14 protein-coding genes and 1 pseudogene are annotated in these 14,233 nt (G+C 62.4%); 13 read left to right on the top strand and 2 right to left on the bottom strand.

Going from position 1 to position 14,233, the window contains the following annotated elements; all coding sequences use genetic code 11:
- Positions 1-172 precede the first annotated feature (172 nt).
- A pseudogene (locus tag RAD10_RS17240) lies at positions 173-448 on the top strand (AraC family transcriptional regulator); the annotation flags it as partial.
- Here the strand turns inward: RAD10_RS17240 and ribB are convergent.
- Both ribB and RAD10_RS17230 read right to left on the bottom strand, forming a co-directional pair.
- The gene (gene ribB / locus RAD10_RS17235; RefSeq protein WP_461618578.1) at positions 407-1,483 is read right to left on the bottom strand and encodes a 3,4-dihydroxy-2-butanone-4-phosphate synthase; all 1,077 of its coding nucleotides are present in this window, start codon (positions 1,481-1,483) and stop codon (positions 407-409) included. The pseudogene RAD10_RS17240 and the gene ribB sit on opposite strands and share 42 nt — an antisense overlap.
- A gap of 142 nt (positions 1,484-1,625) precedes the next feature.
- On the bottom strand, positions 1,626-2,183 hold the full coding sequence (locus tag RAD10_RS17230; RefSeq protein ID WP_240536499.1) for an Lrp/AsnC family transcriptional regulator: 558 nt from the start codon (positions 2,181-2,183) through the stop codon (positions 1,626-1,628).
- 676 nt (positions 2,184-2,859) lie between these two features.
- On the opposite strand from RAD10_RS17230, the gene RAD10_RS17225 reads away from it, so the two are divergent.
- The 12 genes from RAD10_RS17225 (at position 2,860) to RAD10_RS17170 (ending at position 14,187) form a co-directional block, all read left to right on the top strand.
- Positions 2,860-3,213 carry a VOC family protein gene (locus RAD10_RS17225; protein ID WP_183233617.1) on the top strand — a complete coding sequence of 118 codons (354 nt, stop codon included), beginning with the start codon at positions 2,860-2,862 and terminating at the stop codon, positions 3,211-3,213.
- A gap of 27 nt (positions 3,214-3,240) precedes the next feature.
- The gene (locus RAD10_RS17220; protein WP_461618458.1) at positions 3,241-3,828 is read left to right on the top strand and encodes a flavin reductase family protein; all 588 of its coding nucleotides are present in this window, start codon (positions 3,241-3,243) and stop codon (positions 3,826-3,828) included.
- 114 nt (positions 3,829-3,942) lie between these two features.
- Complete coding sequence (locus RAD10_RS17215) at positions 3,943-4,812, top strand: branched-chain amino acid ABC transporter permease (RefSeq protein WP_461618457.1); 870 nt, start codon at positions 3,943-3,945, stop codon at positions 4,810-4,812.
- Positions 4,796-5,827 carry a branched-chain amino acid ABC transporter permease gene (locus tag RAD10_RS17210; protein ID WP_461618456.1) on the top strand — a complete coding sequence of 344 codons (1,032 nt, stop codon included), beginning with the start codon at positions 4,796-4,798 and terminating at the stop codon, positions 5,825-5,827. Before RAD10_RS17215 ends, RAD10_RS17210 begins: the two co-directional genes overlap by 17 nt.
- Entirely contained in the window at positions 5,824-6,549 is a 726-nt protein-coding gene (locus RAD10_RS17205; RefSeq protein ID WP_092252330.1) for an ABC transporter ATP-binding protein, read from the top strand. The genes RAD10_RS17210 and RAD10_RS17205 overlap by 4 nt, the downstream gene beginning before the upstream one ends.
- Positions 6,542-7,261, top strand: a complete 720-nt coding sequence (locus RAD10_RS17200; protein WP_461618455.1) for an ABC transporter ATP-binding protein — start codon at positions 6,542-6,544, stop codon at positions 7,259-7,261. The genes RAD10_RS17205 and RAD10_RS17200 overlap by 8 nt, the downstream gene beginning before the upstream one ends.
- 102 nt (positions 7,262-7,363) lie before the next feature.
- Positions 7,364-8,128, top strand: coding sequence for an enoyl-CoA hydratase/isomerase family protein (locus tag RAD10_RS17195; protein ID WP_461618454.1), 765 nt, complete (start codon positions 7,364-7,366; stop codon positions 8,126-8,128).
- Entirely contained in the window at positions 8,129-8,923 is a 795-nt protein-coding gene (locus tag RAD10_RS17190; RefSeq protein ID WP_210311180.1) for a creatininase family protein, read from the top strand.
- A gap of 167 nt (positions 8,924-9,090) precedes the next feature.
- Positions 9,091-10,224: an LLM class flavin-dependent oxidoreductase gene (locus RAD10_RS17185; RefSeq protein WP_092252338.1), complete on the top strand. Its 1,134-nt coding sequence runs from the start codon at positions 9,091-9,093 to the stop codon at positions 10,222-10,224.
- 16 nt (positions 10,225-10,240) lie between these two features.
- Entirely contained in the window at positions 10,241-11,020 is a 780-nt protein-coding gene (locus RAD10_RS17180; protein ID WP_461618453.1) for an enoyl-CoA hydratase/isomerase family protein, read from the top strand.
- Between the two features lies 1 nt (position 11,021).
- Positions 11,022-12,887, top strand: a complete 1,866-nt coding sequence (locus tag RAD10_RS17175; RefSeq protein ID WP_461618452.1) for an AMP-dependent synthetase/ligase — start codon at positions 11,022-11,024, stop codon at positions 12,885-12,887.
- A 76-nt stretch (positions 12,888-12,963) separates the two neighbouring features.
- Positions 12,964-14,187: an ABC transporter substrate-binding protein gene (locus RAD10_RS17170; protein WP_183231460.1), complete on the top strand. Its 1,224-nt coding sequence runs from the start codon at positions 12,964-12,966 to the stop codon at positions 14,185-14,187.
- Positions 14,188-14,233: the final 46 nt, after the last annotated feature.

Genomic DNA, 14,233 nt, shown 5'->3' with positions numbered 1-14,233 from the left:
CGATCTCGGACCCCGTTGCACGATACTTGATCATTTGGATGGGCGAGATATCTGGACCGCAGATTGCGCCAGCAGGCAACAGCTCCTGTGCGATTGCCATCAAGCGTTCGGCAATTTTGAAAGTTCGCGGGTTCAACGCTGTTGTCGCGCATTTCCTGTTCGTCAAGCGCGCTCTGCTGGCGACACGTTTCAGTCCGTGTCCGGGGCGCTCGGCTACGAGTCGGGGAGCGCGTTCATCACCATGTTCAAGAAGGCGCTTGGCAAATCGCCGGCGCGCTACTTCTCCGAGCGCGAGGCCGGCCAGACTGGCCCGGGGGAGACCTGCCGCGAGACGAACTGCAAGCTTCGCCGGATGCCTGAGGTGCGGGACGCGCTCAATGGACTTTCGAAACGCGGATGGCTGGAGTTAGAGCGCTTCGTTTCGGACGATCTCGATGCCGAAGCCTGACAGTCCCTTGAAGTGATGCGTCGATGACGTGAGGTGACGGATGGAGCTGATCTTGAGATCCCGCAGGATCTGGGCGCCGACGCCGATCTCGCGCCATTGCCGATTACGGTCGTCTTCGCGCGAACTGATCGGGCAGAGCGGCGCAGGCGGAACGCCCGCCGCGCCGTCGCGCAGATAGACGAGCACGCCGCTGCCATTGTCCTTGAAGCGTTGCAGAATGACGTTCATCTTGGCCTGTTCCTGACCCGAGAACAAATCGCGCAGGATGTTGGGTTTGTAGAAGCGCGTGAGGACGTTGGTGCCGTCGCCCAGTTCTCCGTAGATATAGGCGACGTGATGAATGGGGTCGAACGGCGAGCGATACGAATAGCCCTGGAGCGGGCCGATCGAGCTCTCCGCCGTGACGCTCGAGACGCGCTCGATCAGCGTCTCGCGGGCCTGCCGGAAGCTGATGAGGTCTGCGATGGTGACCTGTTTCAGCTTGTGCTTGTCGGCGAACGCCGCGACTTGCGGACCCTTCATCACCGAGCCATCGTCGTTCATCAGTTCGCTGATGACGCCGACCGGCTCGAGACCTGCCAGTCTGCACAGGTCGACGGCGGCCTCGGTGTGACCCGAGCGCATGAGTACGCCCCCTTCTTTTGCGATCAGCGGGAAAACGTGGCCCGGCCGGCAAAAATCGCTGGCGCCGACGTTGGGGTTGGCGAGTGCACGGCAGCACGAGGCCCGTTCTTCGGCCGAGATGCCCGTACCGTTATCCGGCCGGTAGTCCACTGACACGGTGAACGCCGTGGTGTGAGGCGAGTCGTTGTTGACAACCATCGGGTCAAGCCGCAGGCGTCTCGCGTCTTCGAGGGTAATCGGAGCGCAGACGATTCCCGATGTATGGCGAATGATGAAGGCCATCTTCTCAGCCGTACACCGCGAGGCGGCAACGACGAGGTCCCCTTCGCCCTCGCGATCGTCGTCGTCGGTGACCACGACGATTTCGCCGTCGGCGAGCGCCTGCAGGGCCGCTTCGATCCATCCCGTCATCTCGGTCGCTCTGCTCGCTGGAACCGACGGGTGCTCGCGTTGGGTCGTGTGCAGTTTGTCAGGCTCGCAGCGCCGCTCGAGCACTCTGCCGATCTTAACTTCACCATTATTGCCAACTGGCCGGAGCTCATGGCGGGGCGCCTCATAGCCTTTCCACGCTGTAGCTGGGACGATTGGTGTCGAGCCCGATCGGCGCATCGGACAGCAAAGGACCGGTTGGGTCGTATCGGGGTCTTGGTGAGCGCTCCAGAGGGCGCGAGGGGGTGGCGCAAGCCTTGACGGTGACCGGCCGATTGGCGTCGATCGGCAGCACGGTCTTGTGCGAAATGCGCTTGAGGGCCAGATTTGATCGAATGCTGCTGACGCCGGGAATGCGGGATAGTTTGTTGACAATCAGGTCTTCGAGATCTTCGATGTCGGCCGCCATGACGCGGAGCATGTAGTCGCTCTCACCGGTCATGAGATAGCATTCCATTACCTGGGCCAGCCGGTCGATGGATCGGGTGAAATTCTCGAGGGACGTCTGGACCTGCTTTTCCAGCTTGATCTGGATGAAAGCCGTTACACCAATGCCGAGCACGGCGGGATCGAGAAGGGCGATCCGTCGATCGATCACGCCGAGTTTTTCGAGTGTTCTGACGCGTGCCAGACACGGCGACGGCGAGAGATTGACGCGTGATGCGAGCTCGACATTGGTCAAGCTCGCATTCTGCTGGAGCTCGTTGAGGATCTTGATATCTATTCTGTCGAGAGAGGTTGTCGACATCGCGTATCTCCCAAGTATGGCAGTCTTCTGCGGGGCGTATCACCGTCGTTTGCGGCGTGATGACAATCGCGTGGTAAAAGCTAACCGCAATTGCGCTTGTGGGATTTCGACAAATCGTCGATTTGTATCGAAAAACCGTCAACCTTCGCATTGTGCATTGCGATCAGGAGGTTAGTTGCCTACTTCCGATACATTTTTTGCCTATGCGATATGCAGGCCGACGTTGATCCACGGATTCGGTCAAGATGTAATGCCCGCCGCTCCATCGATTGGCTCCCCATGTCACTTGACGGGACGTGCAGCAGAGCTCGATGTCGAGAGCTGCCCTGTTTCGTACAACCGCCTGTCGTCGCGTGTGGCCCCGGTCCCACGTCGCTGACCATGCCGCGGGCGTTGCGCGAGACAAAAGGTTCGGCAGCAACGACGCCCACCCTCGTCAACCAGAAAATGGCAAAGATCGGCCGGATGCAGAGTTGGATCTAGCGACTCGACAAGTCGTTACAGCATAAAATGCTGATGAAGCTTCTGTGACAGGCGTTGTTCAAGCAGTAATGCTGAGAGGCTCGGGCGACTATCCACCCACGATCGCACTTGGGTAGCGACGGATTGGATGTCGAGCGTGAAACTGAAGCAAGTCTATTTGACAGCGAACGATCCTGGACGCCTGGCCGAGTTCTACGAAGGCCTGGGTCTGAAGGTGCGCTTCGCTGATCCCGGCAAGTGGATCCAGTTCGTGAGCGATGCGGCTGCGTTCTGCGTCGCCGGACCGACGGAGTCGGTCTCGGACCAGCTGCAAGATGCTGTTCTTGTCTTCGATGTCGATGACCTCGATGCCGCTATGGAGCGTGCCGCAGCCATGGGGGCGCAAGTCGGCGCGGTCCGGGACATGGAAAGTCACGGCCGTGCGGTGAAGGTGCGGGATCCGGGCGGTAACGTCATCCAGTTCTATCAAGCAGCCGGATAGCTCAGACGTTCGCCGGGGCAGCGCTGCATGCCCGGACTCACAACCAGACAAACAGGGCGCATCCATCCCATGAATCCAAGGGTCTTAGCCATGCCGTCCGCAACACCGCCGCTGTCCGAAACGAGCCCACTCGATGCCGCAGCATTCCGTGCTGCGATGCGCAGCGTGCCGGGCACCGTGTCGATCGTCACGACAGGCCGGGCGCCGAACCGCCATGGTCTGACACTGACGGCGGGCTGCTCGCTGTCGGCGGCTCCGCCGAGCGTGCTGGTTTGCGTCAATCGATCTGCCGGTGCGCACGACACCATTCTCAGCAGTGGGTCGTTCTGCTGGAATATTCTAGGGGTCGAGCATCGCGATCTGGCGCTCAAGTTTTCCGGGCAGGACGGCAGCAAGGGCGATATCCGCTTCGGTGACGGTGTGTGGTGCGATCTCAAAACCGGAGCACCAAGTCTGGTCGGCGCGGTCTGCAGCTTCGATTGCCGCGTGGTGAATGCTTACAGCGACAGTAGTCACACCATTTTCACCGGAGAGGTGGTGGCTCAGACCACGAGGGCCGGATGTGAGTCGCTCGTCTACATCGCCGGATGTTTCGCCGCGCCAAAGGCGGTCTGAAACACAGCACGACGTCAGGCGCCGCTACGTTTCCGCTACAGCCAAGATGGAACCGATCAGCATGCAAGGAAGACGAAGACTTTCTATCGCGCATCCATCGGCGGTCGGTCGCTGATGCTGTCGCTCTGGCTCAATGTCATCGCCGGCGGGGTGCTCATCGGGCTGGTTTACGGGCTCGTCGCGCTCGGTCTCACGATCATCTTCGGCGTCATGCGCGTGGTCAATTTCGCTCATGGCGAGATGGTCGTGTTCGGGATCTACATCGGATACTGGACCGTTCGAATCTGGGACGTCCCGATCGTTTTAGCCGCCGCGATCGCCGCGGTCGTCATGTTCGTGTTCGGCTATCTGCTAGAGACGCTCGTCGTGAAGCGGTTCGTCAATCGGCCGCATCATTATCAGTTCATCGTCTTCATCGGCCTCTCACTGCTTTTCAGCGGCGTATTGCTGATGTCGTTCGGTCCGGATCCGCGGCCGACGGCGTCTCAGTTGTCCTTCCAGACCGTGAGCGTGGGACCGCTCACCTTGGATTGGGCCCGCATCCAGGCGGCCGCTACGGCCGGACTGCTGATCGCCGCACTGGGAGCCTATCTGAAGTACTCCGCATTCGGCCGATCGCTGCGGAGCGCCGCCAACAATCGACTGGGCGGACTAGTGGTCGGGCTGAATATCCCTCGGGTCTATGCGGTGACCTTCGGCATCGGAACCGCCTGCGCTGGCGTCGCCGGCGCATTGATCTCGCCGCTGTTCGATGCGCAGCCCTATCTCGCCGTCGACTTCACGCTGCTGGCCTTCGTGACGGTGATCGTCGGCGGTCTCGGCAGCTTCGGCGGCGCTCTTCTGGGCGGCCTGACGATCGGGGTCGCCGAAGCGATCGCGGCCTTGATGTTCACGCCGTCGATGAAAACAGCACTCCCTTACGCGCTCCTGATCATCATCCTGATTTTCCGTCCGAGGGGATTTTTCGGTGCAAAGGACATCTGATCAAGCCAGCGACATCAAGCGTTGGGGCGCCGGCGCTCTGGTCTTCGCCGCCCTGGCCGTGGTGGGTGGCATGTCCAACGCATACGTCATCTCGCTTCTGACGATCGTCCTGTTGTTCACCTTCATGGGACAATCGTGGAACCTGATGCTCGGGATCGGCGGGCAGCTATCCATCGGTCACGCGCTGTTCGTTGGAATCGGCGCGTATGCGGTGGCGATCCTCAACATCAAATACGGCGTCACCCCGTGGATCGGTCTGCTGCTGGGCGCGGTGATTGCGGGCTTCGTCGGCGCGGTGCTGGCGTGGCTGAGCTTCCGCTTCGAGGTGCGTGGCATCTATTTCGCGTTGCTCACGATCGCAGCCGCCGAATTCGCCCGAATCCTGTTCGGCGGGTGGGACTATGTCGGCGGCATGCAGGGCCTGTTCTATCAGGCGCCGAGCGGCGCGATCGACCTCGGGATGCTGCGCGGTGACGCGCGGTTCTACTACTTCGTCGCGCTCGCGCTTGCGGCCATCGGCGTCGCGGGAACGGAGCTGATCTCGCGGTCCTATTGGGGCTATGTCTGGCGGGCGATGCGGGATGACGACGAGGCCGCCCGCGCGCTGGGGGTACGGACGTTTCGCCACAAGGTGCTGGTGGTCTCGATATCGGCCGCGACGGCCGCGATCGGCGGCGGCGTGCTGGGCCTGGTGCAGGGCGCGATCTTTCCGGATTCGATCATGGGCATGGCGATCTCGGTCGACGTCCTGATCGGCCCCGTGGTCGGCGGATTGGGCACGGCGTTCGGCCCCCTGGTCGGCTCGATGGCCGCAATCCCGCTGCATCACGCCATGGGAGCTCTCGGCGACGCCCTGGGGCTCCCCGGACTGAACAGCGTCGCCTACGGGGCGGTGCTGATCCTGGTCGTGTGGTTTCTGCCCGACGGCATCTGGCCGTCGATCGTCCGGCTCTACGGGGCGATCCAGCTGCCGGCGCGCGGCCGGATCCCACAACTGCGGAAGGTCGAGGAATGACCGCGCTGCTCGAAGTGAAGAACCTGACCAGAGCGTTCGTTGGATTGGTCGCGGTCAATGACGTCAGCTTCTCACTGCAGGCGGGCCGCATCACCGCCCTGATCGGGCCGAACGGCGCCGGCAAGACCACCTGCTTCAATCTCGTGGCCGGGGCGCTGAGACCGACCGCCGGGCAGGTGCTGTTCGAGGGGCGTTCGCTCGAGCGCGAGCCGCCCGAAGCGGTGTGCCGCATGGGCATTGCCCGCACCTTCCAGATCGTTCGGCCGATGAAAGATATGTCGGTGCTGGAGAATGCCATGGTGGGCGCCTTCAGCTGGACGACGAACGTCAAGGAGGCGCGGGACAAGGCGTATGAGTCGCTCGACAATGTCGGGCTCGCCGGCAAGGCGAATGCCCGGACGGATCAGCTGACGTTGCCCGATCGCAAGATGCTGGAGATGGCGAAGGCGCTTTCGACCCGCCCCAAGCTGCTGCTGCTCGACGAAGTGATGGCGGGGCTGCGTCCGACCGAAGCGGCCGGTGTCGTCGGCGTGCTGCACAGGCTCGCCGAGGGCGGACTGACGATCCTGCTGGTCGAGCACGTGATGCGGATCGTGATGGAGGTGGCATCGACCGTGGTGGTGCTTCACCACGGCGCCAAGATCGCCGAGGGCAAACCGTCGGAGGTAGTGGCGGATCCTGCGGTGCTGGAAAGTTATCTGGGAGCCGGCTTCCATGCCTGACGACGCGCTTCTCGCCATCGACCATCTGTGCGTGGCCTATGACGGCTCCAATGCGCTGAACGGCGTGTCGCTCCGCATCGGCAGGGGTGAACTGATCTGCGTGGTCGGCGCCAACGGCGCCGGCAAGACCTCTCTGATCCGATCAATCGCGGGGATCGTGCCGTCGTCGGGCGGATCCGTCAGGTTCGACGGAGTCGATATCTCCCGGCGACCGCCGTGGGACATCTGCGAAATGGGCATCGCTCAGGTCGCCGAGGGCCGCCAGATCTTCGGTGCGCTCTCTGTCGAGGACAATCTGCTGATCGGAGGCTCGCTAAAGCGGGCCAGGCACGACCGGGCAAACACGCTTGATTCCGTCTATCACCTGTTCGGGCGACTTCGCGAACGCCGCGACCAGCTCGCCGGCACGCTCTCCGGCGGCGAGCAGCAGATGCTGGCGATCGGTCGCGCGATCATGTCGAAGCCGGAAATCGTGATGTTCGACGAGCCGTCGATCGGGCTGTCGCCGGCGCTAACCGACGTAATGTTCGGCGTCGTCAAATCCCTCAACGAGCAGGGCATCACGGTCCTTCTCGTCGAGCAGAATGTCGCCAAGTCGCTCGCGCTGAGCAGCCGCGGCTATGTGCTCGAGAACGGCTCCGTGGTGTTACACGGATCGAGCCGCGATCTGCTCGAGAACCCCGATGTCCAGCGCGCCTATTTGGGATTGTGAGGCGCGCCGTCTCGGCGAGGCGTCGGACATTGCCGCTCTCGTTGCCGCCGCTTGGTCCACCGTTCCCCGGCTGCTGCAGCCGCTCTCGCTTGGGTCTCACTTATGAACACTGCCACTGTTCTCCTGATCGAGCGTGATCAAGACCTGGTCACGGTCACGATGAACCGGCCTCCGGCCAATGCGCTGAATGCTCAACTCATCGTCGAGTTGCTGGAGGCGATCCGGCGCTTTGCCGATGACGAGAAACCGCCCGGCATCGTGCTCACCGGAGGCGGCGACCGCTTCTTCAGCGCAGGCGGCGACATCAAGGAAGTCGTCGGGATCGATGTCGCGAGGCCGCGCATCCGGTTCTTCCACGAACTTCTCGTGGCGATGGAGAACTATCCGGGTCCGATCGTCTGCGCCGTCCGCGGCTATGCGGTCGGAGGCGCCCTGGAGTTTCTGCTGCATGCGGACTATGTCGTGGCCGATGCGGCGTGCAAGATCGGGTTCCCGGAAATCAACCACGGCCTGCTGCCGGTGACCAAAGGCATGCGCCGGGCCGTCGAGAAGCTCGGCGTGCGGGCGGCACAAGAGCTGCTGTATTGGGGCGAGCTCGTCGGCGCGGAGCGCGCCGTGGCGATTGGCGCTGTGAACGAGATCGTCGCGACCGAGGAGGTCGCGTCCCGAGCGCGAGACGTGTGCGGCGCGTTGCGGCAGAAAGACCGCAAGCTGTTCCACGCCATCAAACGATCGCTCAACCTCACCAGGCAAATGAGTGATCAGGCGCTCGAAGAAATGACCGTGGCCGACCTCGACGCCTATGTCACAGACGAGAGCTCGATTAATGTGCGTGCGAGGTTTTTGTCAAGGAACAGTAAGGGCTGAATGATGGCGCGCGGATATCCCGATCAGATCTATCTGGAGCAGATGAGCCACGAGGAAGTCGCCGCGGCGCTGGCCGATGGGTGCACGACGGTGGTGATTCCGCTGGGGGCCGTCGAGCAGCATGGACCGCATTTGTCTTTGGGCATGGATGCGGATCATGCCGATGCTCTGGCCGAGCGGATCGCGCGCAGCCGCGGCAACACGCTGGTGGCGCCGACCATCAGGGTCGGCTGCTCGTCTCACCATCTGCCATTCCCGGGCACGATCTCGCTGCGGCCGGAGACGCTAGAAGCGATTTGTGTCGATTATTGCACGAGCCTGGCGCGGCACGGCTTCAAGCGCATCCTGATTCACTCGGGCCACATCGGCAATTTTCCGGTCCTGAAGGACATGCTCGGTCGCTTGCGTGGGGCCGTCCCCTCGGATGTTGCGATCCAGGCATTCGTCGACTCGACGAAATGGATCGACACGTGGCGCGATGCGGTGCGCGAAGCCGGAGGAGACGTGTCGGCTGTCGGCGGCCACGCCGATATCGCCGAGACGTCGCTGATGATGGTCATTCGGCCCGACAGCGTCAGACCGGACCGCTTCGAGGTGGGTCATCTTGGCGGCTTGTCGGAGGCTGACCTCGAGCTGATGTGGAAGAACGGCATCCGATCGGTTTCGCATAACGGCGTGATCGGAAGTCCGTTCGGCTCGAGCCACAGCATCGGCGAAGCGTGCCTCGCGGCGGTCGCCGAGTTGCTGATCAAGACCTTCGATAGCGAGGCCGGAGACGACAGCGCCCGCCGTTGACGGTCAGCCCGTCCGCTGCGCGGCGAAGATTCCCACGGCGTCTGCCATGTTGCGAATACTGACAGCATAAAATTCGGAAAGCTTGACTACGGAACGCGGCTTTCGGGCGAAAATATCGCCCCGCCTATGAAACCCTCTGGCATCTCGAAAGCTAAGAGGATTGAGACATGGCACTTACGTTCGGGTTCTGGTCTGAACAGGAAACCCAGGTCGGCCACAGTTACTCGCGCAGGCTTCACGAACTCGTCGACGAAGTCCGTCTGGCCGAGAAAGTCGGCTTCGACTGTGTCGCGCTCTCCGAGCAGCACGTGGCACTGGGCGGGATCTCGAGCTCGGCGCCCGAAGTGGTGTTCGGCTATCTGGCCGCGGTGACGTCGCGCGTCAAGCTGCGCGCAGCCGTGACGCTGATGCCGCAGCGCATCAACCACGCCTTGCGTTCGGCCGAGCGGCTTGCGGTGACCGACATCCTGTCCAACGGCCGCATGGAATTCTACGGCGGCCGCGCCAACACCACCATCGCGATGCGGGCGTTCAACGTCGATCCGAACGAAACGCTAGCGCAGATGGAAGAAGGACTGGCGCTGCTGAAAAGGGCGATGCGCCAGGACATTTTCACGTTTGACGGCAAGTACTACCAGATCCCTCCGCGCCAGCTGGTTCCGAAGCCGCTGCAGAAGCCGCATCCGGTGATCGGGATCGCCGCGACCAGCGAGCGCAGTCACGTCTGGGCGGCCTCGCAGGGCTTCGCCGTGATGAGCAGCAACATCTATCAGGGCTGGGAAGCGCAACAGAAGCTGATCGGTGCCTATCAGAAGAACTGGAAGCGCGACGAGGGGGGACCGCTGCAGCGTCCGCGTATCGGCATTCCGCTGTTCATCGGTATCGGGAAAACGGACGAGCAGGCCAAGGCGGATTATGCCGGCCCACTGATGCACTATGCCAAGATCTCGACCGATGCCTATCCGCGTCTCGCGGCGATTGCCGATGACTACAAGTACATGGGAGAGAGCGTGCCGTCGATGGAGCGTGCCGCCAACGACTGGGACTATCTGGTCAACGAGTCGGCCACGACGGTGTGCGGCAGCCCCGATACGGTCATTCGTCAGATCGAGAAGTTCGAGGCCATGGGGATCGACGAGGTGCTGCTGCACATGGACTCGGTCCCGCACGAAAAGATCATGGAAGCGATCGACATGGTCGGCCGCTACGTCATCCCGCATTTCAACGACAGAAACAACGTCGTGCGGCCGACCGAGGAGATCCTCGGGCAGATCCGGCTGATGCGGACCCAGAACAAGTAATCCAGCGGTGAAATCAATGTCGCAATACGGCTACAAGTACCTGATCGTCGAACAGCGCGCCACAGGCGTCGCGATCGTCACGATGAACCGACCGGAGATCCTCAACGCGATCAACTGGGAGATGCACGAGGAGCTCGAAGACGTCTTCGTCAAGCTGGATCACGACAGCGCTGTCAACGCGATCGTTCTCACCGGTGCGGGCCGCGGATTTTGCTCCGGTGGCGATCAGAAGTCGCTGGATAAGGGGACGCTGCCGTCCCCGACGCGCAGCGGTCGCCACCTCATCCGCAACATGCTGGAAGTCGAAGTACCGATCGTCGCGGCCGTCAACGGGGTCGCGGTCGGCCTGGGTGCCACGCTCGCGCTGTTCTGCGACGTGATCTATGCGAGCTCGACAGCTCGTTTCGCCGACACGCACGTTAATGCCGGCGTCGTCGCGGGCGATGGCGGCGCGGTGATCTGGCCGCTGCTGATGGGGCCGGTGCGTGCGAAGCACTATCTGATGACCGGCGAATTCATCTCCGCCGAGAAAGCGGCTGCTATCGGCATGATCAACGAGGTGGTCGCGGACGGTAACGTTCTCGATGCCGCGATCGACTACGCCGAACTGCTGGCAAGCGGGCCGAAGGAATCGATCGTGTGGACCAAGTACAGCGTCAATAAGATCATCAAGCAGTATGCCCACCTGCTGCTCGACACTTCTGCGGCGCTGGAGATGTTGACCTTCAAGTCGCCCGAGAGGGCCGAGGCGGTAGCCGCCTTCGCGGCCAAGCGCAAGCGTTTCGCGGAGCGATGAGATGAACGTCGCTGCGATTACATCCGGCGCCCAGTTGGCCGATACGACCATCGCGCAACTTTTGGCTGCGCGACTTGCGGAGCGGCCCGACAAGATCGCCGTGCAACAAAAGCGTCACGGCGCCTGGACCGCCATGACGTGGGGCGCCTATGCGCAGCGTGTCGTGAACCTGGCCAGCGCGCTGCAGCGTGCTGGTCTCGAGCGCGGCGATCGGGTCGCGATCATGGGCGATTCCTCCGAGGAATGGTTGATCGCCGACATGGCCACGATGTGCGCCGGCGGCGTCATGGTAGGCGTGTACTTCACCTCGTCACCTGAAGAAGTGGCTTACTGTCTCACGGATTCAGGCGCGAAGTTCGCGTTCGTCGGCGGGGAACAGCAGCTTCGCATCGTGATCGCCTCCAATCAGGCCGAGCAGCTCCGCGGCATCATCGTGCTCGACCCGGATTGGACCGGCGAGGCCACGGCGTCGATCAAGTCGCTGGCCGACTTTGTCGGAGCACACGATGTCGATGCGCATGATTATCTGCAGAAGGAGAGCGCGACAGCAAAGGCGTCCGATGTCGTCAGCATCGGCTATACGTCCGGGACGACCGGGAACCCCAAAGGCGCCATGCTGACGCACCTTTCCATTCTCGCCGGCGTTCATTGCATCACCCTGTTCGGCCCCAGCATGCGCGAGGAGGAACATCGGGTGGTGGTGCATTTGCCGATGTCGCATACCGTCGCGCGCGGGCAGGCGACGACGTTGCCGCTGATCGCCGACGCAGTTCCTTATTTCGGCGAGACGACCGCGGACTTCGCCCAGACGATCAAAGAGGTGAAGCCGACCTACTACATGGCGCCGCCGCGGTTCTACCAGCGTTTTGCGACGCAAATTCTCAGCAAGGTGCATCCCGCCGGCGGCGCGGGAGATCAGAACTACACGCTCGCCATGACGATCGCGCGCAGGGCGCTCGAAGACCGCCAGGGCGGCCACGAAGACGCCTTCGTCTCGAAACTATTCGCGGCCTGCCGCGAGCAAGTGTTCCTGCCGCTGCTCGCGGAGGTCGGTTTCGACGAGCTGAAGGTCGCGTTCACCTCGTCGGCGGCGATGCCGTCCGAGCTGATGTCGCTGTGGCAGCTGTGGGGCTTGCAGCTCAAGGAGTGCTACGGCCAGACCGAATTGGTCGGTGCCAATCTGGTGCAGATGGCGGAGTGGCCGAAGGCCGGCAACGTCGGGGTCCCGTTGCCGGATCCGGCTTGGGAAACCGCCGTGCTCCAGGACGGCGAGATGATCGTCCGTGGACCGGGATTGTTCGCGGGCTATTGGAACAAGCCGGACGAAACGAAGGCCGCGCTTCGCGACGGCTGGCTCTACACCGGCGACATCGTCGAAGTGTCGCCGGAAGGAATCTTCAAGCTGGTCGACCGGAAGAAGGAGATCATCAACACGTCGAACGGTAAATCGATCAGCCCAACTCAGATCGAAAACGAGCTGAGGCACAGCCCCTTCATCTCCGAAGCGGCGGTCATCGGCGAGGGGCGAAAATATCTCACCGCCCTGATCGAAGTGGATGCTACCGCCACACTGGACTGGGCGAAGTCGCGCGACGACAAGATCACAGGTTACGCCGACCTAGCAGCCTCCGAGATCGTCAACCGGCTGATCGAGGCGGAGATCGGCAAGGCCAACGGAAGGCTGGCGCGAGCCGAGCAGATCAAGGCGTTCCGCATTCTGCCGGAGGAGCTGTCGCTCGAGAATGGTGTGATGACGCCGACGCGGAAGAAGCGTCGCAAGCAGATCAACGAGCGCTATCAGTCGCTGATCGCATCTCTCTACGACGAAACCGAGGAAAAGCTGATCAAGGCCGAGATGGGCCTTTGACGTCGGCGGTCGCTCCCCAAACCTACGAAGCTACTAGTCAAGATACAGTTCACTCCTTCAGCAACAGGACATCGAGATGACCAAGCGAAGCGGGATCACGCGGCGGACGATTGTCGGAAGCGGATTGGGAATTGCGGCAGGCCTGGTATCAAGGCCATCGTTTGCGGCGACCACGAAAGTGAAGGTCGGAGCGATCATGCCCAGCAGCGGCGTGCTGGCGTTTCCCGGTCAGGCCTGCGTGCGCGGCATCGATCTCGGCGCCAAATTCGCGCGTGAGAAGTTCGGCCTCGACATCGAGATCGTTCACGCCGATACGCAAAGCCGTCCGGAGAACGGCCGGATTGCCGCCGAGAGCCTGATCCGGCAGGGCTGCACCGTGCTGATCGGCGCGTGGGATTCCGGCGCCACCATTTCGGCGCTGCAGGCCTGCGAGGCCGCCAAGGTGCCGATGGTGGTCCACATCGCGAGCGCCACCCAGGTGACTTCGCAGGGCTTCACCCAAGTGTTCCGCTATTACCCCACGTCGCTGACCATCGTGCGGCAATCGCTGGCCGAGCTGAAGTCCGTGCTCGGCACGCTGAAGGATCCGCCGAGCAGCGCCGTCGTTCTCCATCTCAACAACACGATGGGGCAGTCGACGGCGGCCAGCATCGATCAGGCGTGGAAGGAGGTAGGTGTTCCGCTCAAGATCGCGCAGTACGTTGCCTATGACGAGAAGGCCAAGGACCTGTCGGTGGAAGTAGCCAAGGCGAAAGCGTCGGGTGCCGATGCCTTGATCTCGGTCACGCGCGTCAACGACGCGATCATGATCGCGCGCGAATGCATCAAGCAGGGCTGGGATCCCAAGATGGTGTTTTCGCCCAACTCCAACGGCGTGTCGGACAAGGCGTATCACGACGCGCTCGGAAAGTACGGTGACGGTCCGGTTCTGTCGGCGTTGTGGCTCAATCCCAAGGGCACCGAGACCGACAAGATCATGAAGATGTTCGCGGCCGACTACCCGAGCGACTGGTTCGATGCCAATGCGGGCTGCGCGTTCGAGGCGGTGCAGATCGTCGCAGATGCCGTGACGCGGGCGGCGTCGCCGGAGTCACCAGCCATTCACGGCGCGCTCAAGACGACCGACATGAAGCCTTTCCTGATGTACGGCGACAACACCAAGTTCGACGAGACCGGCCAGAACATCCACTGTTCGATGGTGATGCTGCAGGGTTTGAAAGGCAGGCCGCGGGTGGTGGCGCCAAAGGCCATCGCGGAAGCGTCGCTCGAATATCCGCTTGCGCCTTACAGCAAACGCTGAGCTCGTCCCGTGCGGCCCCGCGAAAGTGTCGTGGGGTCGCGGTCGT

This window comes from Bradyrhizobium sp. 23AC (genome assembly GCF_054863025.1).
The sequence above is the reverse complement of the archived record's forward strand: the minus strand, read 5'-3'. Positions and strand labels throughout refer to the sequence as shown.

Excerpts from the sequence above, each read along its gene's own strand:
- ribB (WP_461618578.1), bottom strand. The coding sequence starts at position 1,483 with ATGACGGGATGGATCGAAGCGGCCCTGCAGGCGCTCGCCGACGGCGAA.
- RAD10_RS17225 (WP_183233617.1), top strand. The coding sequence starts at position 2,860 with ATGTCGAGCGTGAAACTGAAGCAAGTCTATTTGACAGCGAACGATCCT.
- RAD10_RS17220 (WP_461618458.1), top strand. The coding sequence starts at position 3,241 with ATGCCCGGACTCACAACCAGACAAACAGGGCGCATCCATCCCATGAAT.
- RAD10_RS17215 (WP_461618457.1), top strand. The coding sequence starts at position 3,943 with ATGCTGTCGCTCTGGCTCAATGTCATCGCCGGCGGGGTGCTCATCGGG.
- RAD10_RS17205 (WP_092252330.1), top strand. The coding sequence starts at position 5,824 with ATGACCGCGCTGCTCGAAGTGAAGAACCTGACCAGAGCGTTCGTTGGA.
- RAD10_RS17200 (WP_461618455.1), top strand. The coding sequence starts at position 6,542 with ATGCCTGACGACGCGCTTCTCGCCATCGACCATCTGTGCGTGGCCTAT.
- RAD10_RS17195 (WP_461618454.1), top strand. The coding sequence starts at position 7,364 with ATGAACACTGCCACTGTTCTCCTGATCGAGCGTGATCAAGACCTGGTC.
- RAD10_RS17190 (WP_210311180.1), top strand. The coding sequence starts at position 8,129 with ATGATGGCGCGCGGATATCCCGATCAGATCTATCTGGAGCAGATGAGC.
- RAD10_RS17185 (WP_092252338.1), top strand. The coding sequence starts at position 9,091 with ATGGCACTTACGTTCGGGTTCTGGTCTGAACAGGAAACCCAGGTCGGC.
- RAD10_RS17180 (WP_461618453.1), top strand. The coding sequence starts at position 10,241 with ATGTCGCAATACGGCTACAAGTACCTGATCGTCGAACAGCGCGCCACA.
- RAD10_RS17175 (WP_461618452.1), top strand. The coding sequence starts at position 11,022 with ATGAACGTCGCTGCGATTACATCCGGCGCCCAGTTGGCCGATACGACC.
- RAD10_RS17170 (WP_183231460.1), top strand. The coding sequence starts at position 12,964 with ATGACCAAGCGAAGCGGGATCACGCGGCGGACGATTGTCGGAAGCGGA.